General features: G+C 67.8%; 26 protein-coding genes and 2 pseudogenes. 14 read left to right on the plus strand and 14 right to left on the minus strand.

Annotated elements, in window-relative coordinates:
- Positions 1-56: 56 nt before the first annotated feature.
- From PI86_RS02480 to PI86_RS02490, 3 genes are all read right to left on the minus strand, one after another.
- Positions 57-527: a DUF2269 family protein gene (locus tag PI86_RS02480; protein ID WP_014900886.1), complete on the minus strand. Its 471-nt coding sequence runs from the start codon at positions 525-527 to the stop codon at positions 57-59.
- Entirely contained in the window at positions 524-1,840 is a 1,317-nt protein-coding gene (locus PI86_RS02485) for an SDR family oxidoreductase (RefSeq protein WP_039318723.1), read from the minus strand. Before PI86_RS02485 ends, PI86_RS02480 begins: the two co-directional genes overlap by 4 nt.
- Before the next feature lie 88 nt (positions 1,841-1,928).
- Positions 1,929-2,462 (minus strand): GbsR/MarR family transcriptional regulator, encoded by a 534-nt coding sequence (locus PI86_RS02490; protein WP_039318455.1) that lies wholly within the window; start codon positions 2,460-2,462, stop codon positions 1,929-1,931.
- Positions 2,463-2,622: 160 nt separating this feature from the next.
- Here PI86_RS02490 and fabV point away from each other — a divergent pair, with 160 nt between their 5' ends.
- Complete coding sequence (gene fabV / locus PI86_RS02495; protein ID WP_039318456.1) at positions 2,623-3,825, plus strand: enoyl-ACP reductase FabV; 1,203 nt, start codon at positions 2,623-2,625, stop codon at positions 3,823-3,825.
- A gap of 61 nt (positions 3,826-3,886) precedes the next feature.
- Here the strand turns inward: fabV and PI86_RS02500 are convergent, their stop codons facing one another.
- Entirely contained in the window at positions 3,887-4,591 is a 705-nt protein-coding gene (locus tag PI86_RS02500; protein ID WP_039318458.1) for an SDR family oxidoreductase, read from the minus strand.
- Positions 4,592-4,931: 340 nt separating this feature from the next.
- On the opposite strand from PI86_RS02500, the gene PI86_RS02505 reads away from it, so the two are divergent.
- Positions 4,932-5,516: a TetR/AcrR family transcriptional regulator gene (locus PI86_RS02505; RefSeq protein ID WP_014900881.1), complete on the plus strand. Its 585-nt coding sequence runs from the start codon at positions 4,932-4,934 to the stop codon at positions 5,514-5,516.
- Between the two features lie 83 nt (positions 5,517-5,599).
- On the opposite strand, the gene PI86_RS02510 is transcribed toward PI86_RS02505, so the two are convergent.
- From PI86_RS02510 to PI86_RS02520, 3 genes are all read right to left on the minus strand, one after another.
- Positions 5,600-6,178, minus strand: a complete 579-nt coding sequence (locus PI86_RS02510) for a membrane protein (RefSeq protein ID WP_039318460.1) — start codon at positions 6,176-6,178, stop codon at positions 5,600-5,602.
- Between the two features lie 113 nt (positions 6,179-6,291).
- Positions 6,292-7,077 carry a YhfC family intramembrane metalloprotease gene (locus PI86_RS02515; RefSeq protein WP_235362670.1) on the minus strand — a complete coding sequence of 262 codons (786 nt, stop codon included), beginning with the start codon at positions 7,075-7,077 and terminating at the stop codon, positions 6,292-6,294.
- Between the two features lie 76 nt (positions 7,078-7,153).
- The gene (locus PI86_RS02520; RefSeq protein WP_039318464.1) at positions 7,154-7,684 is read right to left on the minus strand and encodes a GNAT family N-acetyltransferase; all 531 of its coding nucleotides are present in this window, start codon (positions 7,682-7,684) and stop codon (positions 7,154-7,156) included.
- Between the two features lie 191 nt (positions 7,685-7,875).
- Here PI86_RS02520 and PI86_RS02525 point away from each other — a divergent pair, with 191 nt between their 5' ends.
- The 4 genes from PI86_RS02525 to PI86_RS02545 all read left to right on the plus strand — a co-directional run bounded on the left by PI86_RS02525 (position 7,876) and on the right by PI86_RS02545 (position 10,161).
- A complete protein-coding gene (locus PI86_RS02525) occupies positions 7,876-8,253 on the plus strand; it encodes an ArsR/SmtB family transcription factor (protein ID WP_039318466.1) in 378 nt (125 codons plus the stop codon).
- The gene (locus tag PI86_RS02530) at positions 8,216-8,701 is read left to right on the plus strand and encodes an SRPBCC family protein (protein WP_039318469.1); all 486 of its coding nucleotides are present in this window, start codon (positions 8,216-8,218) and stop codon (positions 8,699-8,701) included. Before PI86_RS02525 ends, PI86_RS02530 begins: the two co-directional genes overlap by 38 nt.
- A 119-nt stretch (positions 8,702-8,820) precedes the next feature.
- Positions 8,821-9,297, plus strand: a complete 477-nt coding sequence (locus PI86_RS02535) for an SRPBCC family protein (protein WP_039318725.1) — start codon at positions 8,821-8,823, stop codon at positions 9,295-9,297.
- Between the two features lie 225 nt (positions 9,298-9,522).
- Positions 9,523-10,161 carry a 2-hydroxychromene-2-carboxylate isomerase gene (locus PI86_RS02545; RefSeq protein ID WP_014900874.1) on the plus strand — a complete coding sequence of 213 codons (639 nt, stop codon included), beginning with the start codon at positions 9,523-9,525 and terminating at the stop codon, positions 10,159-10,161.
- Positions 10,162-10,178: 17 nt separating this feature from the next.
- On the opposite strand, the pseudogene PI86_RS16800 reads toward PI86_RS02545, so the two are convergent.
- Positions 10,179-10,304, minus strand: a pseudogene (locus PI86_RS16800) (LysR family transcriptional regulator); the annotation flags it as partial.
- Here PI86_RS16800 and PI86_RS02550 point away from each other — a divergent pair.
- A pseudogene (locus PI86_RS02550) lies at positions 10,305-10,820 on the plus strand (MFS transporter); the annotation flags it as partial. It lies immediately after the preceding pseudogene.
- Positions 10,821-11,248: 428 nt separating this feature from the next.
- Positions 11,249-11,944, plus strand: coding sequence for a phosphatase PAP2 family protein (locus PI86_RS02555; RefSeq protein WP_039318729.1), 696 nt, complete (start codon positions 11,249-11,251; stop codon positions 11,942-11,944).
- 127 nt (positions 11,945-12,071) lie between these two features.
- Here PI86_RS02555 and PI86_RS02560 read toward each other — a convergent pair whose 3' ends face one another.
- Both PI86_RS02560 and PI86_RS02565 read right to left on the minus strand, forming a co-directional pair.
- Positions 12,072-12,731, minus strand: coding sequence for a glutathione S-transferase family protein (locus PI86_RS02560; protein ID WP_039318474.1), 660 nt, complete (start codon positions 12,729-12,731; stop codon positions 12,072-12,074).
- 129 nt (positions 12,732-12,860) lie between these two features.
- A complete protein-coding gene (locus tag PI86_RS02565) occupies positions 12,861-13,931 on the minus strand; it encodes a rhodanese-like domain-containing protein (RefSeq protein ID WP_039318477.1) in 1,071 nt (356 codons plus the stop codon).
- 241 nt (positions 13,932-14,172) lie between these two features.
- Here PI86_RS02565 and PI86_RS02570 point away from each other — a divergent pair, with 241 nt between their 5' ends.
- Positions 14,173-15,078 (plus strand): HTH-type transcriptional regulator ArgP, encoded by a 906-nt coding sequence (locus PI86_RS02570; RefSeq protein ID WP_039318479.1) that lies wholly within the window; start codon positions 14,173-14,175, stop codon positions 15,076-15,078.
- Between the two features lie 152 nt (positions 15,079-15,230).
- A complete protein-coding gene (locus tag PI86_RS02575; protein ID WP_014900867.1) occupies positions 15,231-15,443 on the plus strand; it encodes a DUF1059 domain-containing protein in 213 nt (70 codons plus the stop codon).
- A 105-nt stretch (positions 15,444-15,548) separates the two neighbouring features.
- Here PI86_RS02575 and ltaE read toward each other — a convergent pair whose 3' ends face one another.
- Positions 15,549-16,562, minus strand: a complete 1,014-nt coding sequence (gene ltaE / locus PI86_RS02580; RefSeq protein WP_039318482.1) for a low-specificity L-threonine aldolase — start codon at positions 16,560-16,562, stop codon at positions 15,549-15,551.
- Positions 16,563-17,079: 517 nt separating this feature from the next.
- On the opposite strand from ltaE, the gene PI86_RS02585 reads away from it, so the two are divergent.
- From PI86_RS02585 to PI86_RS02595, 3 genes are read left to right on the plus strand one after another with little or no spacing between them, the layout of a single operon-like run.
- Positions 17,080-18,492: a cytochrome ubiquinol oxidase subunit I gene (locus PI86_RS02585; RefSeq protein ID WP_039318486.1), complete on the plus strand. Its 1,413-nt coding sequence runs from the start codon at positions 17,080-17,082 to the stop codon at positions 18,490-18,492.
- Positions 18,493-18,521: 29 nt separating this feature from the next.
- The gene (gene cydB, locus PI86_RS02590; protein WP_014900864.1) at positions 18,522-19,529 is read left to right on the plus strand and encodes a cytochrome d ubiquinol oxidase subunit II; all 1,008 of its coding nucleotides are present in this window, start codon (positions 18,522-18,524) and stop codon (positions 19,527-19,529) included.
- Complete coding sequence (locus PI86_RS02595) at positions 19,501-19,680, plus strand: hypothetical protein (protein ID WP_014900863.1); 180 nt, start codon at positions 19,501-19,503, stop codon at positions 19,678-19,680. The genes cydB and PI86_RS02595 overlap by 29 nt, the downstream gene beginning before the upstream one ends.
- A gap of 136 nt (positions 19,681-19,816) precedes the next feature.
- On the opposite strand, the gene PI86_RS02600 is transcribed toward PI86_RS02595, so the two are convergent.
- Entirely contained in the window at positions 19,817-20,011 is a 195-nt protein-coding gene (locus PI86_RS02600) for a YqaE/Pmp3 family membrane protein (protein WP_014900862.1), read from the minus strand.
- 161 nt (positions 20,012-20,172) lie between these two features.
- On the minus strand, positions 20,173-21,849 hold the full coding sequence (locus tag PI86_RS02605; protein ID WP_039318489.1) for an alkaline phosphatase family protein: 1,677 nt from the start codon (positions 21,847-21,849) through the stop codon (positions 20,173-20,175).
- A 249-nt stretch (positions 21,850-22,098) separates the two neighbouring features.
- On the opposite strand from PI86_RS02605, the gene PI86_RS02610 reads away from it, so the two are divergent.
- Positions 22,099-22,320 carry a hypothetical protein gene (locus PI86_RS02610; RefSeq protein ID WP_039318491.1) on the plus strand — a complete coding sequence of 74 codons (222 nt, stop codon included), beginning with the start codon at positions 22,099-22,101 and terminating at the stop codon, positions 22,318-22,320.
- Between the two features lie 68 nt (positions 22,321-22,388).
- On the opposite strand, the gene PI86_RS02615 is transcribed toward PI86_RS02610, so the two are convergent.
- The gene (locus PI86_RS02615) at positions 22,389-26,165 is read right to left on the minus strand and encodes a DUF748 domain-containing protein (protein WP_039318494.1); all 3,777 of its coding nucleotides are present in this window, start codon (positions 26,163-26,165) and stop codon (positions 22,389-22,391) included.
- Between the last annotated feature and the right edge of the window lie 34 nt (positions 26,166-26,199).

Here is a 26,199-nt window from a genome sequence, read left to right on the forward strand (position 1 = left end):
TCGATCGACTGCGTTCGACTGCGCCGCACCGCCATTCCCGTATGGCGGCGGCGCACTTACATCGGCTTGACCACCATCAGGAAATAGACGGCCAGCATCGCGACGAACGCGGGATAACCGAGCAGCTCCCAGCGCTTCGCATAGCGCCAGTACCGTTGCGGCAACGCGGCGGCGCCGTTCACGTGCGCGAGCTTCGCCATCGCAGCCAGTTCGAGCTGCAGCCAGACGACTGGCAGCCAGCACGCGCCGGCGATCGCGTACAGCACGATCGACGCGACGAGCCACGGCGTATGCCACGGCCAGCCGGCCGTGTGCGCGAGCCACAGCCCGGACGCCGGCTGGAAGATCACGGCCGGCGTCGTGAACCACCAGTCCGCGCGCACCACGAGCCGCGACACGGCCGCGATCGCGGGCACCGAGCGCGTGCGGTTCGCGAAGAACAGGTAGAACGCGGTGCCGAATCCCGTGCCGACCAGCAGCACCGAGGACAGGATATGAAGCGCCTTGATGACGAGATAGGTATTCATGCGTGTTCTTCTTCTGAAAACAGGATCGACAGGATCGCGAGAATCGGCACGTTCTTGAGCACGGGGCCGAACGGTTCGGCCAGCAGGCCGGGCATCGTGACCGCGATGACGGCCGAATACGCGACGATCAGCGCGCCTTGCGCGACCCACAGGCGCCGCGACGGCGCGGCGACGGTCGCGATGCCGAACGCGAAGTCCAGCGCGCTGGCCGCGTAGAGCGCGATCAGCGCGGGCAGCCCCGTCAGGTGCGCATGGGCGAGCAGCGCGAGGCTCGCTTGCAGCGGATGGATGAATGCGCTGGCGATCGCCGTCCAGATCCAGACGATCGCGAGTGCACCCAGCAGCAACGGGTGCTGCCACATCGCGAGCGCGTCGCGCCGCAGCGCGGTGGCGTCAGCGCCGATGAACCCGCCGACGCCGCGCGGCGGCCGGCCGAGCACTGCCGTGGCAGCCGCCGGATCGCCGGTGTTCCCGCCGCGCAGCATCGTCCATGTGTCGCGTGTGAACATCGCGCCGGGCAGCATGCCGAGCAGCACGGCCGCCGCGCCGGCCAGCGGGCCCGGCAGCGTCACGCAGGCGGCCGGCGGAAACCCCAGCGCGGCGCGGTAGCGAGCCAGCATCTCGCGGTATTCGACCTCGTCGTTGCCGACCACGTCGATCACGTCGATCACCGGGCTACCGGCCGCCGGCGCATCGACGCACCGCGCGACGACTTCCGCGAGATCGTCGACATGCACGGGGCGCAGCCGCTGATGACCGCCCGCCGGCAGGACCTGCACGGGCAGGCTCGCGAGCATCCGGAACAAACGCGCCGACGCGCCGGCCGTGCCGTAGACGAGCGCGGGACGCACGATCCGGCAATCGATCGGCAGCGTCTGCAGAAAGCGGTCGGCTGCGTGCTTGCCGGTGAAGTACCGCGTATCGCCACGCTCGACACCGAGCGCCGAGATCTGGATCACGCGCCGCACCCGCGCGCGGCAGCACGCGGTGAAGAGCGCGCACGGCGCGGCACGATGCACCGCGTCGAGCGTCGCGCCGCGTTGCTCGGCGAGGATGCCGACCGCATTGATCACGACGTCGACACCGTCCAGCCGCACCCGCCACGCTTGCGGATCGACATCCTTCGCGAAGTCCATCGCGACGTCGCGCGGACCGGCCGCATGACGTACGCCGCGCAGCACACGATGGCCGCCGGCTTCGAGTTGCGCACACAGGGCCCGCCCGATGAAACCGTTCGCGCCGCAGACGAGGACGGTCATGCTGCGCGCGCCGGTGCGATCGTGCTGGCAGGTCGACGACAAGGCTGCGTTCACTTTCATCCTCTATTTACAGTTATTTCTGTAATGACAGAAATATCAACTCCGAAAAAAGCGGGCTGTCTGCCCGCACTTCCGCTACCGCTTACTTCGACGGCTTGCGCCTGACCGTCTGGCTGATCTTCGCGCCGATGCCGAGCGCCTTCATCAGCGTATCGGGCTTGAGCCGCAGCATCTCGTCCGACCAGGTCGTCAGCGTCTCGACGAACGCCAGCGTGTCGCGGATGCGCTGTTCGGTCTCGCGGTTCTCGTTGGCGATCTCCGGATTCGTCAGGCAATCGCGCAGCACCGTGAGCGTCGGCTCGATCTCGCGTTGTCGCCGTCCTTCGACGATCAGCTTGAACAACTCCCAGATGTCGGTCGACGTCTCGAAGTGGTCACGGCGGTCGCCGAGCACATGCACGACCTTCGCGAGCCGCCACGCCTGCAACTCCTTCAGGCTCGTGCTGACGTTGGAGCGTGCGACGTTGAGCGTCTCGGCGATCTCGTCGGCCGCGATCGGCCGGCCGGCCAGGTAAAGCAGCGCGTGAATCTGCGAGACGGTGCGGTTGACGCCCCACCGCGAGCCCATTTCGCCCCAGTGGAGAATGAATCGTTCGGCAATCGGTGTGAGTTCCATGTCGTGAAATCTAGTTATTTCAGTTATTTCTGTCAAGAGAGAAATAACTGGGCGATCCGGCACCTTCCGGCCGCGCCCGCCCGCGATCGCCCGCTTCCTTTACAATGCGCGGGATTTTTCCGATTTCAGGCCGTCCCCGCCTTTCTCACTAGAGGTTTCCATGATCATCAAACCGCGCGTGCGTGGCTTCATCTGCGTGACGACTCATCCGGTCGGCTGCGAAGCCAACGTCAAGGAACAGATCGACTACGTGACTTCGCACGGCCCGATCGCCAACGGCCCGAAGAAGGTGCTCGTGATCGGCGCGTCGACCGGCTACGGCCTCGCCGCCCGGATCTCGGCCGCATTCGGCTCGGGCGCGGACACGCTGGGCGTGTTCTTCGAGCGCGCCGGCAGCGAAACGAAACCCGGTACGGCCGGCTGGTACAACAGCGCCGCGTTCGAGAAATTCGCCGCGGAAAAGGGGCTCTATGCGCGCAGCATCAACGGCGACGCATTCTCCGACAAGGTCAAGCAGATCACGATCGACACCATCAAGCAGGATCTCGGCAAGGTCGATCTGGTCGTCTACAGCCTCGCGGCACCGCGCCGCACGCATCCGAAGACGGGCGAAACGATCAGCTCGACGCTCAAGCCGGTCGGCAAGTCGGTCACGTTCCGCGGCCTCGACACCGACAAGGAAGTGATCCGCGAAGTGTCGCTCGAGCCGGCGACGCAGGAAGAGATCGACGGCACCGTCGCCGTGATGGGCGGCGAGGACTGGCAGATGTGGATCGACGCGCTCGATGAAGCCGGCGTGCTGGCCGACGGCGCGAAGACGACCGCGTTCACGTATCTCGGCGAGCAGATCACGCACGACATCTACTGGAACGGCTCGATCGGCGAAGCGAAGAAGGACCTCGACAAGAAAGTGCTGTCGATCCGCGACAAGCTGGCCGCGCACGGCGGCGATGCCCGCGTGTCGGTGCTGAAGGCGGTCGTCACGCAGGCGAGCTCGGCAATCCCGATGATGCCGCTCTACCTGTCGCTGCTGTTCAAGGTGATGAAGGAAACCGGCACGCACGAAGGCTGCATCGAACAGGTGTACGGGCTCCTGAAGGACAGCCTGTACGGCGCGACGCCGCACATCGACGAAGAAGGCCGTCTGCGCGCGGACTACAAGGAGCTCGATCCGCAAGTGCAGGGCAAGGTCGTCGCGATGTGGGACAAGGTCACGAACGACAACCTGTACGAGATGACCGACTTCGCCGGCTACAAGACCGAGTTCCTGCGCCTGTTCGGCTTCGAGATCGCCGGCGTCGACTACGACGCGGACGTCAACCCGGACGTGAAGATCCCGGGCATCATCGACACCACGGCCTGACGACGGCCAGGCCCGCCGCGCGCACGCGCGGGCGGCGGGCCGTCTTCCGCAGCAGGCGACGTCAGAGCGGCGTCGCCTCGTCCAGATACACGCCGGCCGACAGCGTGGCCTTCACCTGCCGAGTGAAGTCGTCGGTGGACACCTCCTCCGCACCGGATTCGATCGCGTCGTACGCCTGGCGCACGACGTCGGCCGGCGTCGCCTTGGGCACCTCGAGGCCGCGCGTCAGGTCCGTATCGATGAAGCCGGCATGCAGCCCGACCACCTGCGTGCGCTGCTCGCGCAGCGAATGCCGCAGCCCGTTGGTCAGCGCCCACGCAGCCGATTTCGACACGCCGTAGCCCGACAGGATCGGCCGGTTCACCCAGCTCGCAACCGACAGCACGTTCAGGATCGCGCCGCCGCCGTGGCTGGCGAGCGTTCCCGCGAACGCGCGCGACATCGCCAGCATCCCGAACACGTTGGTTTCGAGATGATCGCGCAATGCGTCGACCGCGCCGTCGTCGGTCAGGCTGCCGAGACGGGCGATACCCGCGTTGTTGATCAGCAGCGTGACGTCGCGCGCCGCGTCGGCGGCCGCGGCCACTGCCGCCGGATCGGTCACGTCGAGCTTCACGGGCACCACGCCCGGCAGCGTCACGCTGGCCGGATCGCGCGCGCCCGCATAGACCTTCCGCGCGCCACGTTCGAGCGCCTGCTTCGCGAACTCGAGGCCAAGCCCGCGGTTCGCGCCCGTGACGAATACCACTGCACCTTCGATCTTCATGACCATTCCTTTCGGATAGTGAATCCCGCTCGCGCCGGTTCGCCGCGCGCTCGGGATCCGGTGAAAAACCACGCTGCCATCGCGTACCGAACCGTTGCACCGCCGGCGCCGGAAGCCGGGCCGCCCCGCTGCCCGCGCCCCGCGGCGCCAAAGACCGGCGCCGACGTCCACCCGTGCCGCGCCGGTCGCTTCGCTTGGTTCGCGAAGTCGGCTACACTTGATGTCAATGTCGATCACCATCGTCTTTGCGTTGCATTGTGTCAGCGCGATTTCAACGCGTCAATGGTGATCGCCATTGTGTTTTCCAATCGACGTAATTGCCGGAATGAGGGAGGGATCGATGGGCGTCTCGAGACAACAGGCTGCCGAAAACCGCAACGCGATCGTCGCGGCAGCCGAGCGGCTGTTCCGGGTGCGCGGCGTCGACGCCGTCGGGCTGACGGAGCTGATGAAGGAAGCCGGCTTCACGCAGGGCGGCTTCTACAACCACTTCAAATCGAAGGACGCGCTGGTCGCCGCGGTGATGGAGAAGGCGATGCAGGACCGCGCGGATTCGCCGAACGCCGGCAGCGTCGCGAACCAGGTGACGGCCTACCTGTCGAGCGCGCATCGCGACAACGTCGAAGCCGGGTGCCCGTTGTCCGGCTTCGCGGGCGACGCGCCGCGCCTGACCGACGCCGCGCGCGCCTGCTACGCGCACGGCGTCGCCGCGTATCTCGACCGGCTGGAACGAATGGTGGCCGCCGAAGGCTCGGCCGCGGCAGACACGCGCCGCGATGCGATCGCCGTGTTCAGCCAGATGGTCGGCGCGCTCGTGCTGTCGCGCGCGCTCGCCGGCACCGATCCGGCGCTGGCCGACGAGATCCTCGACGCAGGGCGCCACACGCTCGCCGGGCAGCCCGACGATCCGGCCGTGCCGGCGTAGCGGCACGACGCCGCACGATCCCGGGCTCGAGAACCCGGGCGAAACGGCGCCTGCGACACTCAGGCGTCAGTCGCACCCGATCGCTATTTCACGGCCCGTGCCGCGTCCCACAGCGGCTGCTGGCCCAGCGCGGCATGCCACGCTGAGAATTGCGTGCGCCACGCCTCGAACGGCTCCTTCAGCGGATGACGCGGATCGTCGCTGAGCGAATAGGCCATCCCCTCGATCAGCCAACGCGGCTTGGTCGCGACCGCGAGGTTGCCGAGCACTTCGGCCTGACGGTGATGGATCAGCTCGTGGGCGAGAAAGTAGGTCTGCCAGCCGCGCGGCGCGACGACCACGCCAAAATCCCCGAGCGTCAGTGCCGCGCGTTCGCCGAGACCGAACTTGTCGGCACACTCGCGCGTCGAGCAGAACACCACGCGCGGGGCGTCGCGAAACGGGCCCACGGCCGCCGCCGCGCGCGCATAGCCGTCGCGATAGAGCTGCTGCGCGGCGCCGAACTTCGCGGCATCGTCCGTGCAGATGTCCGCGCTCGGGCATGACACGCCGGGGAGCAGCGCGGGCGCGACGACGCGCAGCGGCTTGACGAGCGCATACGCGGCGATCGGCAGCGCGACGAGCAGGCCCGTGAAGGCAAAGGCGACATGGGAGCGTTTCATCGAGGCGGCGATTCCGTTGGCGTTCCGGGGCGATATCCAGCGTCACTATATCGGACCGGAACACCCGCAGCGCGACTTTTCATGCTGTCGCGAGCGCCGCCATCCGCCCCGGATCAGGCCGCCCGCCCGTAGCCCGCGTCGCCGGCCCCGGCGCCCCAGCGACTCCAGCGAATGCCCGCCCACAGAATCGCGAGGCTGCATACGAGCAGGATTGCCTCGATCAGCATCGCATCGACATGCCAGTACCGCGACAGCAGCACGACGACGAGATCGATCCCGAAATGGATCGCGATCGCATAGGCCAGCCATCGCTTCGTCCCGCGCACGAACGTCTGCAGCACGATCAGCGACATCCCGACATGCGCCGCGAGCGCGCTCACGCGCTCGAGCAGCGCGAGGAACGGCGACGCAAGCGTCATGCCGGAGAACTGCGATGCGACCAGCGATTGCACGCCCGCACTCGTGACGACCCCGGCGCGCCCGAGCAGGTAACCCCCGCAGAGCGCGAGAAAGCCGATGCCGACGAGCAACATCGCCTCCAGCCCGCCGTGTCCGAGCCCGTACATCACGGCAGTACGCGGATCGCGTCGCCCGGCCAGCAAATAGCGGAACGCGACCCAGCGCCCGCACTCCTCGAAAAGCCCCGCCGTGAATGCCGCGAATACGAGCATCGGCAGGTGCCAGCCCGGATCGGGGCCGAGCCAGCGGAACAGCGGAATCTGCCAAGACAGCCGTAGCACCGGCTGAAACACGAAAAAGATCAGCATCCCGCAAAAAAACGCGCGCAGCGGCACGCGCGTGCGGCGCCGCCACGCGATTGCGAGCAGCGGCGGCCCGATCAGCGCGGCGATGCCAGCGGTGAACGTGGCAAACAGGAGCATCGGGGCGACAGCGTGCATGGCGGGCGTTGGATATCGGGGTCGACAAGCGGTGTCGATGCGTCCCCGCGCGCGGGGCGCGCAGCGGCCGGCACCGTTACACGAGCTGCTTGTGAAAATACGTCGTCGCGCACAACGCGCCGTCGGGCATCAGCGCAAAGTTCGGCACGACGCCGACGCGCTGCCACCCGGCCCGCTCGTACAGGCGCTCCGCATCGCCACCCGTCACGGTATCGAGCACGAGCACGGTCTTGCCGGCGGCGCGCGCGGCGTCGTCGGCGGCCGCCATCAGCCGCGCGGCGACACCTTGCCGGCGTGCATGCCGGGACACCAGCATCTTCGCGATGTCCGCGCGATGCGGCTGGTTCTCAGGCTGCACGGTCAACACCTGCACGGTCCCGACGATCCGGCCGGCAGCGTCCTCGGCAACGAGCAGGATGCGCTCGCCGCGCGCGACGCCGTCGGCGACGCGCGTCCAGAACGCGACCGCGGTCGAACGCTCGATCGGCAACATGAAGCTGACGGACGCGCCGCCCTCGACGCAATCGATCAGCACGTCGGCCAGCGCGTCGATGCAGGCACTCGCTTCGCTCGCGTCGACGCGGCGGACGGTAATGGTGTCGGTCATACCCTCTCCGGTAATCAGGCGGGCGACACGCGTTCGGTGGCATGCGCCCGGATCGAAACACACGCCGGCGCGCACTCGCTGCGTGTGCATTGGCGGCCGTTGCACAGCAACGCGACGCCTGGTCGGCGCGTGTTGCCGCCCCATCATGCTACGCGATGAAAATTCAGGTTGCAGCGCCTATACTTAGCCACATGGCTAACTTTCAACCCGGTATCAGCGACGTCTTCCACGCACTCGCCGACCCGACCCGCTGCGCGATCGTCAGCGCGCTCGGCGACGGCGGGCGGACCGTCTCGGAACTGGCCGCGCCGTTCGAGATGGCGCTGCCGTCGTTTATGAAGCATGTCGCGGTGCTCGAGCGCAGCGGCCTCGTCCTGACCCGTAAAACCGGCCGCTCGCGCACCTGCGAGCTGGTCGGCAGCCGGCTGGCGGAGGCCGAACAGTGGCTCGCCGCGCAGCGCGCGCTGTGGGAAGCGCGCTCCGATCGTCTCGTGGAATTCGTCGAACGCCGCCACCTGGAGGAGCAAGCCCATGTCAGCAAGCCACGTCGAACCCGTCGAAGCCCTTGACCTCGTCATCACGCGCACGCTGCGCGCACCGCGCCAGGCGCTCTGGTGCGCCTGGACCGACCCCGAACTGCTGAAGCAATGGTGGTGCCCGAAACCGTGGACCACCGAAGTGCGTGCGTTCGACCTGCGCCCGGGCGGCGCCTTCCACACGTTCATGCGCGGCCCCGACGGCGGCACGAGCGACAACCCCGGTTGTTTCCTCGAGATCGTGCCCGAAGCGCGGATCGCCTTCACGTCGATGCTCGCGGGCGGCTGGCGGCCGCAGGTGCCGTGGCTGGGCTTCACGGCCATCATCACGATGGCCGACGACGGCGCGGGCTGCCGCTACGATGCGCGCGTGATGCATCCTGACGCGGCGACACGCGAGCGCCACGAGGCACTCGGCTTCTTCGAGGGCTGGAACATCTGCATCACCCAGCTCGACGAATTCGCGGCCGCGTTGCGCTGAATCCGGACGCATGCGCGGTCGTTGCATGCCGTCGCGCACGCGCCTAGGATTCCTGAAGGAAGCATGACGACACGCCGGCATCCGGCGTGCACCGTCGCGCGCGCTCCGCGGGAGGCGACATGCTGCACATGCACACGCATTCGACCCGGGTCAGCCGGCACCTGAACGCCCCGCGCGGGCGCGTCTATCGTGCGCTGCTCGACCCGCAAGCGGTCGAACAATGGAAGGTGCCCGACGGCATGACGTGCCGCGTGCACGCGTACGACGCGCGTGAAGGCGGCGCGCTGCGCGTGTCGCTGAGCTACGACGAACCGTCAGCCGGCGCCGGCAAGACCACCGCGCACACCGACACCTATCACGGCCGCTTCGTGACGCTCGTGCCCGACGAGCAGATCGTCGAAATCGACGTGTTCGAAACCGACGATCCGATGCTGCGCGGTGCGATGACGATCACGATCACGCTGTCCGACGAAGCAGGCGGCACGCGCGTCGATGCGGTGCACGATGGCGTGCCGCCGGGCGTGCCGGCCGCCGACAACGAGACCGGCTGGCGCATGGCGCTCGCCAGGCTCGCGGCGCTGGTCGAAGCGGGCTAGCTGGCGCGCGGGTCTTGCGCGGTTGCGCGCCCCCGTCGGCCGCCGCCACGGCCGCACCGGCCGGCGGATGGCGCACCGCCCGTCCGGCGCGGGATCGCCCGCGTTGTCGCGGCCCGCAAGCGCGAAACGCCGCCGCGTGCGACACTGGCCCGCCCCCGCGTGCCTCGCTCGCCGGTCCCCGGCCCCGCACGCGCCCTTCCGCATCCGCACGAGGAGACTCACGCGATGAACGCCGCGCGCACCGCTACCTGGTATTTCGATTTCGTTTCGCCGTTCGCCTATCTGCAGCAGGAACGGTTCGATCGCTTGCCGCCTGCCGCAGCGTTCGAGCCGAAGCCGATCGTGCTCGGCGCGCTGCTCACGCACTGGGGCCAGAAAGCGCCGGCCGAGATCGCGACGAAGCGCATCTTCACCTATCGCCACGCGCAATACCGCGCGGACCAGCTCGGCATTGCGTTCCGGATGCCGCCCGCGCATCCGTTCAACCCGATCCGGCCGCTGCGTCTCGCGATCGCGATGGGCGGCTCGCGCGACGCGATCCAGCGGATCTTCCGGCACATCTGGCGCGACGGCCAGGACGTGTCGACGCCGGACGGCTTCGCCGCGCTGTGTGAGGCGGTCGGCTTTCCCGAAGGCGTGACGGCCGTCGATGCGCAGCCGGTCAAGGACGCACTGCGCGCGAACACCGACTGCGCGATCGCGCACGGCGTGTTCGGCGTGCCGACCTTCGAACTCGACGGCGACCTGTTCTGGGGCGACGACGCGACCGACATGTTCGTCGACTGCGCGACGTCCCGCGCATGGCTCGACTCGCCCGAAGTACGCCGCATCAGCGCGCTGCCCGAAGGCATCCGGCGCGGCTGAAAGCCGCGCCCCGGCGCTTACGTGTCGAGCCCGTCGACGAGCGGCGGCACGGCCTCGCGCATCATCGCGACGAAGCGCACGAGCCGCGACGGATAGAACTGCGCGTTCGGATAGGTCAGGCAGACCGGCAGCGGCGCGGCCTCCTGCTGTCGGTCGGGTTCAGCGCATTCTGGTCGACGCTCGCCATGATGCTGCACGGTGCGCCGTTCCACCTCGGCAGCGCGGCCGCCGGCGCATTCGGTCTCGCCGGCGCCGCCGGCGCGCTGGCCGCGCCGATTGCCGGACGCCTCGCCGATCATCACGGGCCCGAACGCGTCACGCGCATCGGCATCGGGATCGCGACGGCGTCGTTCGCCGCGATGGCCGCCGCCCCGCTGATGACGCCGCACGCACAACTCGCGCTGCTCGCCGCTGCGACGATCGGCTTCGATCCCGGCGTGCAGGCCTCGCTGATCGCTCACCAGGTGATCGTCTACCGGATCGATCCCGCGTCGCGCAGCCGCCTCGACGCGGTGCTGTTCGTCGGCATGTTCCTCGGGATGGCGGCCGGTGCCGCACTCGGCAGTTCGTTGCTCGCGCAACTGGGCTGGAATGCGGTGATCGTGCTGGCAGTGACAACGTCGCGGGCTGCGCTGACCGTGCGCATGTGGCACCGGTAATTTCCGGCAGCGCGATGGCGGGGCGGGCAGGGCCACCGGGCTTGCCCGCCTTTTCTTTTATTTTCGATCGGTGCTATGCGGCCCAGCGCAGCACGGCAGATTCGTGCGACAGACGGACTGCATTCGCGCATCCGATGCAATGTCCGCCATGCCTCGCGAAATTAACCAGTTCAACCGATTATTTTTCCGCCCGGCCCCGGGTCCCGTGCGCAATCATCGGATCATTCCGCACGCGCGCGCCGTATGGCCTTCTCCCATCCGGCCCCGTCATACAAGCGCGTTTTCTCAGGGGATTCCCGGTATTTTTTCCCATTTTCTTCGAAATTACGGATGACATACTTGCCCCCCGTTGCGCTCGGGTGCGAGCGCGCTTTCTGATCCTGGTCGGCCGCATGTCATGCGCTGCGCGTCCGCCGGGATCGCAGAACATGAACAATTTCGACACCTCGATCCAGATCTTCCTGACCCACATCACGTTCAGCCCGCTGATGAACCACGCGATCCGCGTGATCGCGGGCCTCTATACGTTCAAGGGCTTCATCCTCATCCCCGTGCTGTGCTGGCTGTGGTTCCAGCCGGGACCGGAACGCGAACGGCAGCGCGAGCTGATCATCGCGACGGTCGCGAGCGGGATCGTCGCGCTCGCATTCGGCCGGTTGCTCGCGAAAGTCCTGCCGTTCCGCGTGCGGCCGATCTACAACCCCGACCTGCACCTGCACTTCCCGTCCGAGGAATTGCGCGCGGCCACGCTGCAGGCATGGAGCTCGTTCCCGAGCGATCACGCGATGCTGTGGATGGCGATCGCGACGGGGATCTTCATCATCGCGCGCCGCGCCGGCGTACTCGCGCTGCTGTATGCGGTCGTGTTCATCTGCGTGCCGCGCGCGTATCTCGGCTATCACTACCCGACCGACCTGATCGCCGGCGCGGCGATCGGCATCGCGATCGCGTGGCTGCTGACGCGCGATGCCATTCGCTCGCGCTTCGCACCACAGGTGCTGGACGCGATCCGGCGCTTCCCCGCGCCGGCCTATACGCTCGCGTTCCTGCTGTGTTTCGAGCTGATCACGCAGTTCGATGAACTGCTGACGCTTGCGCAGTCGGTCAAGCATACGACGATGTAACGGGACGGCGCCGCGATGCATCCATTACTGACGTCACGACGCCCGGGCACGCGCTGCCGGCCCTGCGCGGCAGCGTCGCGCCTTGCCACATCGATCGTCGTCGCCGCGGCGGCCTCGGCCGCGCACGTCAGTCGCGATCGGGCGCGCCGAGCGGAAAGAACGAACGATACGGCCGCGCCTCGTCCACCGCACGCGCGAACGATGGCCGCGCAAGCAGCCGCTTGCGATACGCGATCACGTTCGCAAACGACGGATCGATCCGGTGCGTCCAGTCCGCGTAGAACAGGAATGGCGCCGCGCCGCAGTCGGCGAGGCTGAAGCGGTCGCCGGCCGCCCATTCGCGATCGGCCATCTTTTGGTCCAGCCATGCGTACGACGTTTCGAGCATCGCGCGCGCATCGGCGACGCCGCGCGGATCGCGCTCGCCCTCGGGCCGCAGCGAATCGAACACGACCTTCTGCTGCGGCGTCGACACGTAGTTGTCGAAGAAACGATCCATCGTCCGCACTTCCAGCGCCGCGCGCGGATCGTCGGGCAGCAAGCGCACGGGGCCCGGATGGTAGAGGCCGAGATACTCGACGATGATGGTCGCCTCGATCACGGTGCGGTCGGCATCCACGAGCACCGGGAAGCGCTTCAGTGGCCACAGCGCGGTCAGTTCCTGCATCGGCTTCGGATCGTCGTGTGCGAGCACACGATACTCGAACGGCGTGCCGTTCTCGTACAGCGCGGTCAGCACTTTCTGGCAGTAGGACGAAAAGGGATGGGCGTAAAGCGTCGGCGTCATCGCGTGGTCTCTCGGGGTTTCGGCGCCGCGTCGTGCGGCGCCACGTGATCGGATACCTTGACGACGAACGGCACCCGCCCGGTTCGACATCGATCCGGCATTTTTTCTTCGCCGCGCGGCATCGCGCCGCTACGACCGGCCGTCCCTCACGACTCGCCCTTCGCCGCGCCAGCGCAGCATGCCGCCGCCGAGATTCGCGACGGCAGCGAAACCGGCCTTCAGCAGGATCACGGTCGCCTGCGCGGAGCGGCCGCCGGCGCGGCACACGGTCACGATCGGCCGGTCGCGCGCGAGCTCGCCGGTGCGCGCGGCCAGTTCGCCCAGCGGAATCGGCGTCGCGCCGGGCAGGTGGCCGAGCGGGCCAGTGAATTCGTCCGGCTCGCGCACGTCGACGATCTGCACCGCCGGCAGGTGATCCTCGAGCCATTGCGGATCGATCTCCCAGAACCCGGCGAACGTATAGACGAGCGGTGCCCAGTCGGCCACCGCCTGCGCGTCGGGCGCGTTCGCGGCCACCCCGCACTGCAGGTTCGCGGGCACCGCCACGTCGATCTGGCGCGGATGCGCGAGCCCGAGGTTGCGCATGTAGCCCGCGAAATCGTCTTCGCTGAGATCGCCGCCGAGGCGCGGATTGAAGCGCCGCTCCTCGCCGACGCTCGTCACCGTCAGCCCGCGATAGTCGTGCGCCGGATACAGCAGGCATGCCGCCGGCAACGTGAACAGCCGGCCATGCACTGCGCGATACAGCGCACGCGGATCGCCCTGCTGGAAGTCGGTGCGGCCGGTGCCGCGAATCAGCAGGCAGTCGCCGGTGAACGCCATCGATTCGTCGTCGAGCACGAGGCTGATGCAGCCGCTCGTGTGGCCCGGCGTCGCACGCACGGTCAGGTAGCGCGCGCCGAACCTGCAGCTGTCGCCGTCGTCCAGGTAGCGGTCGGCGCCCTGCGCGCCACTCGCGGCCGAGATCGCGATCGTGCTGCCGGTGCGCTGCTTGAGCAGCCACGCGCCCGTCACGTGATCGGCGTGCACGTGCGTGTCGACGGTCGCGACGAGCCGCAGCCCGAGCTCGTCGAGCAACGCCGCATCGCGCCGCACCTGCTCGAACACGGGATCGATCAGAAGCGCTTCGCGCGACGCATGATCGGCTAGCAGATACGTGTAGGTGGACGATTGCGGGTCGAAAAGTTGCCGGAAGATCATCGCGAAGTTGCTCCGTCGCCTGTGCCTGTCGGTTGTGCGGGTCGTGCGGGTTGTACTGATCGTGCGGTCCGCCAGCGTGCATCGCCGGCGCGCGGGGCGCGCGTTCATACAGGGTAGTTCAAAACGCGCGGGCCGCAGCATCGTTGCGCGCGGCGGGACGTTACGCCGCGCCCGGACCGTCGTGCGCACTGCCTTACACTACCGCCTGTTCTCGTCTTACGTTCACAGGAATTGCGTCGACATGTCGATGACGATCGATCCGAAGCAGGCCGCCGCGCTGCTGGCCGTCGCCGACACCGGCAGCTTCGAGCAGGCCGCCGTGCGCCTGCACGTGACCGCGTCCGCCGTCACGCAGCGGGTCCGCGCGCTGGAGGCGAGCCTCGGCACGCCACTCGTGCTGCGCACGCGGCCGTGCCGGCCGACGGTGGCCGGACAACGCGTGCTGCAGCACCTGCGCCGCGTCGCGCTGCTGCAGGCCGACCTGCAAAGCACGCTCGCGACCGAGCGCGAATCGCCGATCTCGGTCACGATCGCGCTGAACTCCGACAGTCTCGGCACCTGGTTCCTGCCCGCGCTGACGTCCGTGCTCGCGGGCGAGCGCATCCTGTTCGAGCTGATCGTCGAGGATCAGGACCATACGTTCGCGCTGCTCGAAAGCGGGATGGCCGTCGGCTGCGTGACGACCGAGCCGAAGCCGATGCGCGGCTGCGTTGCGACGCCGCTCGGCACGATGCGCTACCGGCTGCTCGCGACCGCCGCGTTCGCGGTGCGCTGGTTTCCGCGCGGCCTGAATCGCACCAGCGCGCGCGCTGCGCCCGTCGTCGCGTATTCGCGGCGCGACACGCTGCAGTCCGCATTCCTGAAGGAGAAGTTCGGGTTGCCCGAAGGCGCGTACCCGTGCCATTACGTGCCGGGCACGCACGCGCATTTCGCGGCGGTGCGGCACGGGCTCGGCTACGCGATGGTGCCGGAGCCGCTGATCGGCGGCGCGCCGCTCGACGCGCAGGGGCTCGTCGATCTCGCCCCCCTGCATCCGACCGACGTCGCGCTGTACTGGCATGCGTGGACCGTGCAGTCGCCGACGATGGCATCGCTGTCCGCGCGGGTCGTCGAAGCGGCGCGCCGGTTGCTCGCGCCGCTACGGTGACGAGCAGGTGATCGACACCGCCTGCGCGGCGCGGTACGCGTGACGGCGAGCAACCCCGCCGCGCCACCTATACTTTTTTCATCGGCCTCGCGAACGCGCCGCGCGGCCGATCTCGCAAGTCCGGCCGTTCCCTTTCCTGTGAGGAGAACATCATGTCCCGCCGCTATATCGATTGCCGCGAGTTTCCCAGCGCGATGCACTGTTCGGTCGCGATTTCCGCCGACTCCGACAACGAACTGCTGGAAGCCGCCGTGCAACATGCGGTCTCGGTGCACCAGCACACCGACAGCGCCGAACTGCGCACGCAACTGAAAGCGCTGTTCCGCGACGGCACGCCGCCCGTCGACATGCCGCGCCAGGCGTAATCCGCCGGCACGCCGGATGTCGACCGACGGGTTGCAGCCTCACCCCTCCTCTCCCTGCTTCGCGCCACGCCGCGCCGGCGCCCCCGCCGGCGGGCGCATTCCGCGTTACGTGCGGCGCTGCGCGAAATACGCCCCCACCGCGTCGATGAAGGTCTCGATGTCCGCGCGCGACACGTCGCAGTGCGTGACGAAGCGCGACGCGTACAGCATCTGCGTGAGGATCCCGCGCTCCTTGAGCCACGCCTCGAGCGGCGCGCAATCGGCTTCGGGGAATTGGGCAAACACCATGTTCGTCGCGTGCGACAGCACCTTCACCGACTCGATGCGCGCGAGGCCTTCCGCAAGACGCCCGGCGTTCGCGTGATCGTCGGCGAGCCGCTCGACGTTATGGTCGAGCGCATACAGGCAGGCTGCCGCGAGGATGCCCGACTGCCGCATCCCGCCGCCCAGCACCTTGCGCCAGCGCTGCGCGCGCTCGACCAGCGCGCGGTTGCCGACCAGCACCGAGCCGACCGGTGCGCCGAGCCCTTTCGAGAAGCAGATCGACACCGTATCGAACGGCGCGCACAGCTCGGCGATCGAACGGCCCGACGCGACGGCCGCATTGCACACGCGCGCGCCGTCGAGGTGCGCGGCCAGCCCGCGGCTGCGCGCGAACGCGACGGCTTCCTGCACATAGCCTTCCGGCAACACCTGGCCGCCGATCGTGTTTTCGAGCGCGAGCAGGCGCGTGCGGGCGAAGTGGTTGTCGAGCGGCTTGATCGCCGCGGCGATCTTCGCGAGCGGCAGCGTGCCGTCGGGCGCGTTCTCGATCGGCTGCGGCTGGATGCTGCCGAGCACGGCGGCGCCGCCGCCTTCGTACTTGTAGGTGTGCGCGAGCTGGCCGACGATGTATTCGTCGCCGCGTTCGCAATGGGCCATCAGCGCGGCCAGGTTGCTCTGCGTGCCGCTCGGGAAGAACAGACCGGCCTCCTGGCCCGCCCGCTCGGCCGTAATCGCCTGCAGGCGCAGCACGGTCGGGTCGTCGCCCCATACGTCATCGCCGACTTCGGCGCCAGTCATCGCGGCCAGCATCGCCTGGCTCGGACGTGTCACGGTATCGCTGCGTAAATCGATCATCTTCGTGCCCTGAGTAAACGCGGACCGGAACCGACGCGCCCGGCCCTGCCGAAACGAGACTCAGAGTGTACGCAATTCGCGTAGCGCTTGCCGACGGATCGCGCCGCGCAGCGGTGGCGCGATCGCACGCCGGCGACGCACGCCCGGGCCGGGGCCGGTGCGCTTCGGCCCCGCCGGCACGCCGTCGTGCGTTACACGCCAAAGCATCGCAACAGCTCGGCCGCGCCCGCAAGCACCCGGCACCTGCGCGCCTGCCGCATCGTTCCGATGATGCGACGCGCCATATTGCCGCACGTGCGGCAGACCGCCACGCCGCGGCCGCATCCGGCGCGAACCACGTTCTTGATACGAATCAACGATTTATCCCGAAAACGCGCGCGGCGGGCTGGACATCTGCGACGAGTTGGCACATTTCGCGGCGCAACATCGCGATCCATACTCCAGCCAACCCCGATGCCCGTCGGCCGGGGTCCGCCGGCACCCCGCCGGCGGGTATCGTCAGCCTCGGTCAACTGGTATGGACACCGCAATTTCGGCCCTCGATCTGGCCCGCCTGCAATTCGCGTTCACCGTCTCGTTTCACATCGTCTTCCCGGCGCTGAGCATCGGCCTCGCCAGCTTCATCGCCGTGCTCGAATATCGCTGGCTGAAGACCGGCAAGCCGTACTACAAAACCCTTTGCCTGTTCTGGTCGAAGATCTTCGCGGTCGCGTTCGGGATGGGCGTCGTCTCCGGCGTCGTGATGAGCTATCAGTTCGGCACGAACTGGGCGGGCTTCTCGAGCTTCGCCGGCGCCGTCACCGGACCGCTGCTGATGTACGAGGTCATGACCGCGTTCTTCCTCGAAGCCGGCTTCCTCGGCATCATGCTGTTCGGCTGGAATCGCGTCAGCCCGCGCGCGCACTTCGGCGCGACGCTGATGGTCGCGATCGGCACACTGATCTCGACGTTCTGGATCCTCGCATCGAACAGCTGGATGCAGACGCCGCAGGGCTTCGAGATCGTCGACGGCCGCGTGGTGCCGACCGACTGGTTCGCGATCATCTTCAACCCGTCGTTCCCGTACCGCCTGTTCCACATGGCGATCGCCGCGTTCATCGTCGCCGCGCTGGTGGTTGCCGCGACCGGCGCATGGCACCTGCTGAAGGGCCGCCGCGACAAGGGCGTGAAGAAGATGTTCTCGATGGCGCTGTGGCTGCTGCTGGTGCTCGCGCCGCTGCAGGCCGTGATCGGCGACCAGCACGGCATCAACACGCTGAAGCACCAGCCTGCGAAGATCGCCGCGATCGAAGGGCTGTGGGACACCGAAAAGGGCGGCACGGCGCTCAACCTGTTCGGCCTTCCGGACATGAAGGCCGAAACGACCCGCTACGCGGTGAAGGTGCCGCACCTCGGCAGCCTGATCCTCACGCACAGCTGGGACGGCGAGATCCGCGGGCTGAAGGACTTCCCGGCTGAAGACCGCCCGAACTCGACGATCGTGTTCTGGAGCTTCCGGATCATGGTCGGCCTGGGCTTCGCGATGATCGGTCTCGCGGCGCTCGCATGGCTGCTGCGTCGCCGCGGCCGCCTGTATGAATCGAAGTGGTTCCAGCGCTTCGCGCTCGTGATGGGCCCGACCGGTTTCGTGTCGCTGCTCGCGGGCTGGGTGACGACCGAAGCGGGCCGCCAGCCGTGGGTCGTGTACGGCGTGAAGCGCACCGCGCAGGCCGTGTCGCCGCTGTCGGTCCAGCAGGTCAGCCTGTCGATGATGACGTTCGTGATCGTGTACTTCCTCGTGTTCGGCACCGGCGTGTACTACATGCTGAAGCTGATGAAGGCCGGCCCGGCGCTGCCCGACGCAAAGCACGACGACAAGCCCGACACGCACCCCGATCACACCGCGCGCCGCCCGATGTCGGCCGTCGACGAACTGATCGAGACCGTCTGAGCCCAACCCATCCGCAAACGAGAAAACCTATGGACGTCACCGTAATCTGGGCCGCGATCATCGCATTGGGGCTCTTCATGTACGTCGTGCTCGACGGCTTCGACCTGGGCATCGGCATCGTCTTCCCGTTCTTCCCGGACGAGAAGGAGCGCGACCTGATGATGAACACCGTCGCGCCCGTGTGGGACGGCAACGAAACGTGGCTCGTGCTCGGCGGCGCCGGGCTGTTCGCGGTGTTCCCGATCGTCTATTCGACGGTGCTGTCGGCGCTGTACCTGCCGCTGATCTTCATGCTGGTGTGCCTGATCTTTCGCGGCGTGTCGTTCGAGATCCGCGCGAAGGCGCGGCGCACGAAGCAGCTGTGGGATCTCGCGTTCATCGGCGGCTCGGCCGGCGCGACGCTGTTCCAGGGGATCGCGCTCGGCGCGTTCCTGCAAGGCATCAACGTGAAGGACGGCGTGTTCGCGGGCGACGCATTCGACTGGCTCACGCCGTTCAGCCTGCTGACGGGCCTCGGCCTGATCGTCACGTACGCGCTGCTCGGCTGTTGCTGGCTCGTCGCGAAGACGGAAGGCGACCTGCAGCGCCGCCTGCATCGCGTCGTGTGGCCGCTGACGATCGTGCTGCTCGGCTTCATCGCGGTCATCAGCCTGTGGACGCCGCTGCAGGATCCGGCCATCGCACAGCGCTGGTTCGATTCGGGGCTGTTCTGGCGCCTGCTGCCGGTGCCGTTCCTGGTCGCCGGGTGCGCGGTGTGGATGCGCCGCGCGGTGCGCGACCGGCACGACATGACGCCGTTCGTGCTGGCGCTGGCGCTGGTGCTGCTCGGCTACGTCGGCCTGCTCGTCACGCTGTTCCCGTATGCGATTCCTCAGACGATGACGATCTGGGAAGCGGCCGCGCCGCGTTCGAGCCAGACCTTCACGCTGGTCGGCGCAGCGGTTATCCTCCCGATCATCATCGCCTACACGACGATGGGTTACTGGGTATTCCGAGGCAAGGTGCGCCATGAAGACCAGCATTACTACCACCACTGATTCCACCGCTCGCCAGCCCGACGCGCCGCGGCCGCGGATGCGCGGCTGGATGTGGTTCGTCGTCCTGTGGGCGGGCGGCGTGCTCGGCGCCGTCACGCTCGGCTATGCGTTCAAGATCTTCATGAACCTGACGCTGTTTGCGGTGAAGTAAGCCGACCGGCCGCTTCGATCGAACGACGATCGGGGCGGCCGTTTTCATATCGTCGGCCGATTTCGCCAAGGTCGCCGATTCGCCCGGTTTCACCGGCTCCGCTCGGTAGGTACGCGGCGCCGCGCCCTTCCCCCGCCTACCGCCGCTCGCGCAGCGCCGCTTCGATCTTGCGATCGGTCTTGTACTGGCTCAGCGCATACACCGACCAGATCGCGGCCGGCAGCCAGCCGATGATCGTGAGCTGCAGGATCAGGCAGATGATCCCCGCGATCGGGCGGCCGATCGTGAAGAACTGGAACCACGGCAACAGCAGGGCAAGCAGCAGGCGCATGAACGATCCTCTCGGTGCGTCGTTGAACGGGTGATGCGTGACGAATATGCCGGTGCACGCGCCCGAATTCAAGCCGTGCACCGGCAGCGCGGCGCCGTCAGCCGCCCGGCGCCGCCCGCCGCGCCCGCGTCATGCCGCGGGCACTGCCCCGTCCCCGATGCTCAGTTGCCGAGACCGAGACCCGGCAGCACGTGCGTGTGCTCGGCCACGACCGCGTGCAGCAGCTTCGGTTCGGCGCCGAGCAGCCCGAGGATCGTCGGCGCGACCTGCTTCGTGCCGACGGTATCGCTCACGGTACGCGCGCGATGGAGGCCCGGGTACGACACGAGCAGGCCGAGGTGGCTGTCGTCCGGCGCGTTGCCGCCGTGTTCCTCGTCCTTCTTCGTGCTTGACGTGTAGATCACGCCCGGATTCGGCTGGACGATGATGTCCGGCGTGCGGCCGTTGGCCGGATCGCCGAACCGCTCGGCCAGCGCGGCGCCGTACAGGATGTATGCCTGCGAACCGTCCGCGCAGATCCCCGGCGCGTTGCAGCCGAGGTTCGCCTTCAGCGTCTGCACCACGGCCGTGCGCTGGCTACGGTCGCGCAACCAGATCAGGCCGACGTCGTCGGTCTGCACGAAGCCCGTGCCGACCAGGCCCGAACCGTCGTTCAGGTTGCCCGTCGTCGTGTTGTTCTGGCCGAAGTTGCCGTTCGGGTCGACGTAGTTGTTCGCTTCGAGCAGCTTCGTCAGCGTGTCGCCGTTCTTCACGAGCTTCGTGCGATCGGTCGGCGACTGGCCGTGCTTCGCCGTGACGATCACGGCCGTCGACGTGTACAGGTTGCGCTGCTTCAACTCCGCGACGATACGGCCGATCGAATTGTCGACGTAGGTGATCGCGTTCGCGACCTGCCCGTTCGGCGTGAAGTTCGCATCGAGGTAGCCGCCGCCCTTCGCGACCGCCGCCTTCTGCGCGACGCTGAGCGTCTGGAAGTTGCCGCCGAACAGCGTCGGCACCGGCGCGTTCTTCGTGCCCGTCGAATCGCGGCCGTCGATCTGGTTGATCAGCGCCTGCACGTGCAGGTTGTCGAAGCGCGCGGTGTGCGAATAGACGTCGGTGTAGTCGGTGTTCGTCGCCGGGTCGATCGAGTTGATCTCGGTACGCATCAGATCGTCGACGCCGGTGCCCGATGGGCCGTTCAGCCAGTCGTAGCCCCACGCATGCTTGTCGGCCCACGCGGTGTACGCGTTCGGCACGCCGGCCTTCACGGCCTCGAACACCGTGTTGGTCTTCACGTAGTTGTGCGGATACACCGACACGCACTGACCGTTCACGAGTGCATGCGGGATCGCCTGCGGGTTGAATGCGCCGCCGCCGTCGAGGTGCACGAGCGCGCCGCCGTTCTGCGCATCGATGCCGGTCGTCTCGTCGAATACGACGTTCCAGCCCTGCTTGCCCGCGCAGGTCGTGTCGCTCGGCGCGTACAGGTTGCGGTCGTACGACACGTCGTAGAACAGGCCGGCCGTCTTCGGCGAGCCGCCCGTCACGAGCGCCGCGAGGCCCGGGAACGAGTCCGACAGGCCGGGCGTGTACGCGTTCGTGTACGTGACGCCGCTTTGCGCGAGCACCGCGATGTTCGGGCACGTATTCGCGCCGATGCAGCGCGCGAGATCCTGCTCGTGCAGGCCGTCGACGCTGATCAGCAGCACGTGCTTCGCGACGCGCCGGCCGTGGCCGGCGTCGTTGCCCTGACTGTTGCCATCCTGCTGCGCCGCGTAGGCGCCCACGCTTGCGAGCGCCAGCGCGCCCGCCACCATCGCCGCCATCTTCCGTTGCTTAACGAACCTGGAAATCATCACCCCACCTCATCGATAGACGTTGAACCGCATGACTTGCCAACAGGCGCGCAAAATATCGCTGCATCGTGGGGCGGTCGCATGAAGCGAGGCTTTCGGTTTTCTGTCAAACGTAACGAATCGCAAACGACATCACCCGGTCGCATGTGCGTGTTCCCGGCCGCACGTGCATGCAGCCGGTTTTTTTTCGGGGTTGGCGTTCGACTATTGGCGTGTGATAAAGGGTTTTCCCTGACCCGGAGCACGAGTATGTCGACCCTGGAAGCTCTCCGGTTCGTGCTGGACGATGCACGTACCCCCGAAATCATTCGCCACCACGTCGTCGACGCGCTGCAGTACGCGTTGCGCAACTACGGCCAGGTATTCACCGCGAAGGAAATCGAGTGGCTCGCGCAGTGGGACGATGCCCGCCTGCCGCTGGCCGCGAGGAAGGAACTGGACAAGCGCGAACCGGTGCTCGCCGTGCGCTGAAAGGAAGCGCGCCGCCGCGCCCGATTGCCGGTCGGACGCGGCGGCGGCGGATGATGGCGTAACGCCGCTTACTGCAGGCCGAAGTCCACGCGCGTCGTCGCGCCCTTGTCCTCGATGCCCTTCGCATCGAGCTTCGGCGCCACGACGAACATGCGGCTCGAATCGATCTTGCCGTCGAGGTACTGGCGCACGGCCTGCGCGCGCTGCTGCGCGAGCGCGCGCAGCGCGTTGTCGTCGGCCGGCGCGTGATCGGCGAGCGCCTTCTTCATGTCCGCATCGGGCAGCGTCTTCTGCAGGCCGATCAGGTTGCGCGGCTTCTTGAAGTCGGCGTCCTTGTACGCACGCGTCAGGTACTTCGTGTACTCGCCCGGTTCGACCTTCACCGACATCGGATCGATGCTCTCGCCCTGGCCGACCACGTCCTTCAGCTTCTGCTGGCGAACCAGCCGTTCGACGTATGCATCGCGCAGCCCCGGCGTGTCCTTCGCCGGATCGACGCGGCCGATCAGGTCGAGCCGGATCGACGGCTTCTCGGTCAGCATCTTCACGACGGTGTCGAGCTTCTTCTGCTGCGCGTCGGTCAGTTCGTACGTGCCCGGCGCGAACTCGACGTAGCCGAGATCCTCGCCGCCGCTGCCGCCGAACGCATTCGCGAGCAGCGTGAACGGCGACGTGACGGCCTTCGCGATCAGGTTCAGCACCGCGTGCCAGATCAGCCCGCCGATGCTGAACTCCGGATTCGACAGCGAGCCGGACACCGGCAGGTTCACGTCGATCTGGCCGCGCGTGTTCTTCAGCAGCGAGATCGCGAGCTTCACCGGCAGCTTGGTCGCCGTGTCGTTGTCGACGTGATCGCCAAAGGTGAGCTGGTCGATGAAGATGTGGTTGTTCGCCTGCAACTGGTCGTTCGCGAGCTGGTAATGCAGGTCGACGTTGAGCTTGCCCTTCGTGATCGGGTAGCCGGCGTACTTCGCCGAATACGGCGTCAGGTTGGTCAGCTCGATGTCGTGCGCGGTTGCCGTGAGGTCCAGCGCCGGTTTCTCGATCAGCGGGTTCACCGAGCCCTGGATCGAGATCGGCCCGTTGCCTGCAAGGTTCGCGGCGACGTCGACCGGCGCGGACGTCGTCGAGTCCGTGCCGAACGCGCCGACCGTGCCCTTGATCGCGACCAGGTTCGCCGTGTAGTTCGGCTTGATGAAGTTGTCGGTGTAGGTCACGCGGCCGCTCTGCAGCAGGAGCTCGCCGAAATGCATGCGCACCGGACTCTGCGGCGGCGGCGCGGCCTTCACGACGACCGTCGCCGACGCGGCGGCCGGGGCCGAAGCGGCCCGGGCGGCAGCCGGCGGCGTCACGCCCGGCGACAGCGGCACCGGTTCGGTCTTGCTCGCGTCGCGCGTCAGCGACTGCGCGGGGCCCGTCTCCTTCGCGACGACATCCTTCAGGTTCAACCGCCCCTGCGCATCGAGCAGCACGCGGCCGTAGAAGTTCGAGAACGTCACGCGCGTGGCATCGACGTCGGTGCCCTTCTCGTCGTAGTTCACCTTCAGGCTCGACAGCGCGAGCGAGCGCCAGCCCGCGAACGGGTCGGACGTCGCCTTGTCGAGCATCCGCACGTCGACCAGCGCGACGTCGCCGCGATAGGTCGCGCGCGGCGTGTCCTTCACCTGCGCGAACGTCAGGTTGCCCTGCGCGTTGAGCAGCGCGCTCGCGATCGTCGCGTTCAGCGCGCTGCCGAAGTACGGCTCGAACGCGGCCGCGTCGAGGCGGTTGCCGTTGATCTTCAGGCCGAGCTTCAGCGGCTGTGCGGTCACGTCGCCCGATACGTTCAGCGAGCCCTTGCGGTTCAGCGTCGCCTTCAGCTGCACCGGCAGCGGCTTCGTCAGGTCGTCGCTGAGCTTCTGGACCGACAGGTCGAGCGGCTTGATCGCGAGCTTCACCGGGCGCGGCGTCGACAGGTCCGTGAAGTTCGCGGACGCGTCCTTCACGTTCAGCGCGTCGATCCGGTAATGCCACGACGGCGCGGCCGCCTCGGCCTTGCGCGCGACCGTGCGCTTGGGCACCGCCGCCTGCGCGGGTTCGGCCAGTGCCGCGAGGTCGATCTTGCCGTCCTTCAGGCGCTGCACGTCGAGACCGAGTCCGGTCACGTCGACGCTCGAGATTTCCGCGGTGCGCGCAGCCACGTCGACCTTCGCGATCTTCGCGCTCGCGTCGGGCAGCACGATCGCGGGCGCCTTCGCGTCCGGCGTCGCGAGCTTCAGCGACTTCAGGCTCACCGTGCTGTCGGCGACCTGCGCGTCGAACGGCGTCTTGCCCCAGTCGGCCTTCGCGTTGACGGCCGCGCCGAGCGTACCGTCGAGCACGCGCGCACGGGTCGCCTCGCCGAGGTACGGCTGCAGCGCCGGCAGCGCGAGCGCGTCGAGCATCAGCTTCGTGTCCGCCTGCTTCGCAGCCAGGTCGAACGCGCCTTCGGCCTTCACGTCGCCGCCGCGCGACAGCGACATCGACAGCGTGTACTTCGTCGGCGTCTTGCCCTGCAGCGTGAATCCGTCGAGCGTCGCGGCGAGCTTCGTCAGCGACATCGTGGTCGGCGTCGCCGGCACGCGGTCGTCGACGTTGATCGTGCCGCCGTCGATCGCGAAATGGTGGATCGTCAGGTCGAGCGGCGGCGCTTCCTTCGCGGCGACGTCGGCCTTCGCACCGCTTGCAGCGGCGACCGCGGCGCTTGATGCGGCGGTGGCCGACGCAGCCGGCTCACCCGCAGCGCCCTTCGGCGCGGCTGCCGGCTGGCCGGCGAGCGTCTCGACGTTCAACACGCCCTGCTTGTCGCGCGACAGGTCGACGACCGGCTGGTCGATCCGGATCTCGTCGAAATGCAGCGCGTTGCGCAGCGGCTCGAGGCTGGCCGCCGCGACGTGTACGCCGCGCGCGGCGAACAGCGGCTCGGACGCCCGGCCGGTCACCTTCGCGTCGTTCAGGTCGACGGTGCCCGACACGCGCAGCACGGGCGTGTCGCCGCTCATCACGAAGTTCAGCTTGAGGTCGCTGCTCAGGAGGCCGCTCGTGACGATCACCGGCAGCTTCGTCGGCGCGTACGAAATCAGCTTCGGCACGTCGAGCCGGTCGAACTTCAGCGCGACTTCCGACTCGCGCGACTGCGCGAACGGCTTGGTCTTGCCGTCGATCGCGATCGGGCTGCCGTCGAATCGCGCGCGCAGCTTCGGCTGCACGAAGATATCGGTCTTCGACGGCAGCGTCGCGATGAACGGGATGCCGAGCGTCCAGTTGTCGACCACGTGCTGTTCGTTCAGCAGACGATCGTCGAAATCGATCCGGCCGTCGTTGACCTGGATGTTCGACACCGAGAACGGGGTCGACTTGCTGCCCGGCTTGGACGGCGTCGAGAACTTCTCGATCAGGTCGGTAAAGTTGAAGCGCTGCGCGTCGTAGCGGACGATATGAAAGCGCGGCGAATCGACGCGCACTTCGTTGACGATCGGCGCGCCGCGGAACAGCGACGACCACGACGGCCTCACGACGAGCTTGCCGATGTCGATGAAATTGCCCTGGCCGCCGCGTTCGCCGACGTGCACGCCGTCGGCTTCGAGGTTCAGCGTGTACGGGTTCAGCGCGATGCGCCGGACCGTGGACGGCCGGCCGAGCTGCTGGCTCAGTTGCTGTTCGGCGATGTGACGGATCAGCGGCGGCGCGGCGAAGAATCCGAGCAGTCCGAATAAAACGAGGAAGATCAGCACGCCGAGGCCGATACGCCGGGTCCGGCGCGAGCGTGCAACGCCGCCGAGGGCATGGAGGGTCGAGGTTACGGTTTCTTTGTCTGCGCTTGCCATGCTTGGATGCCTCGGGAATGGATGCCGGGCCGCA

Source organism: Burkholderia sp. A9, assembly GCF_000801975.1.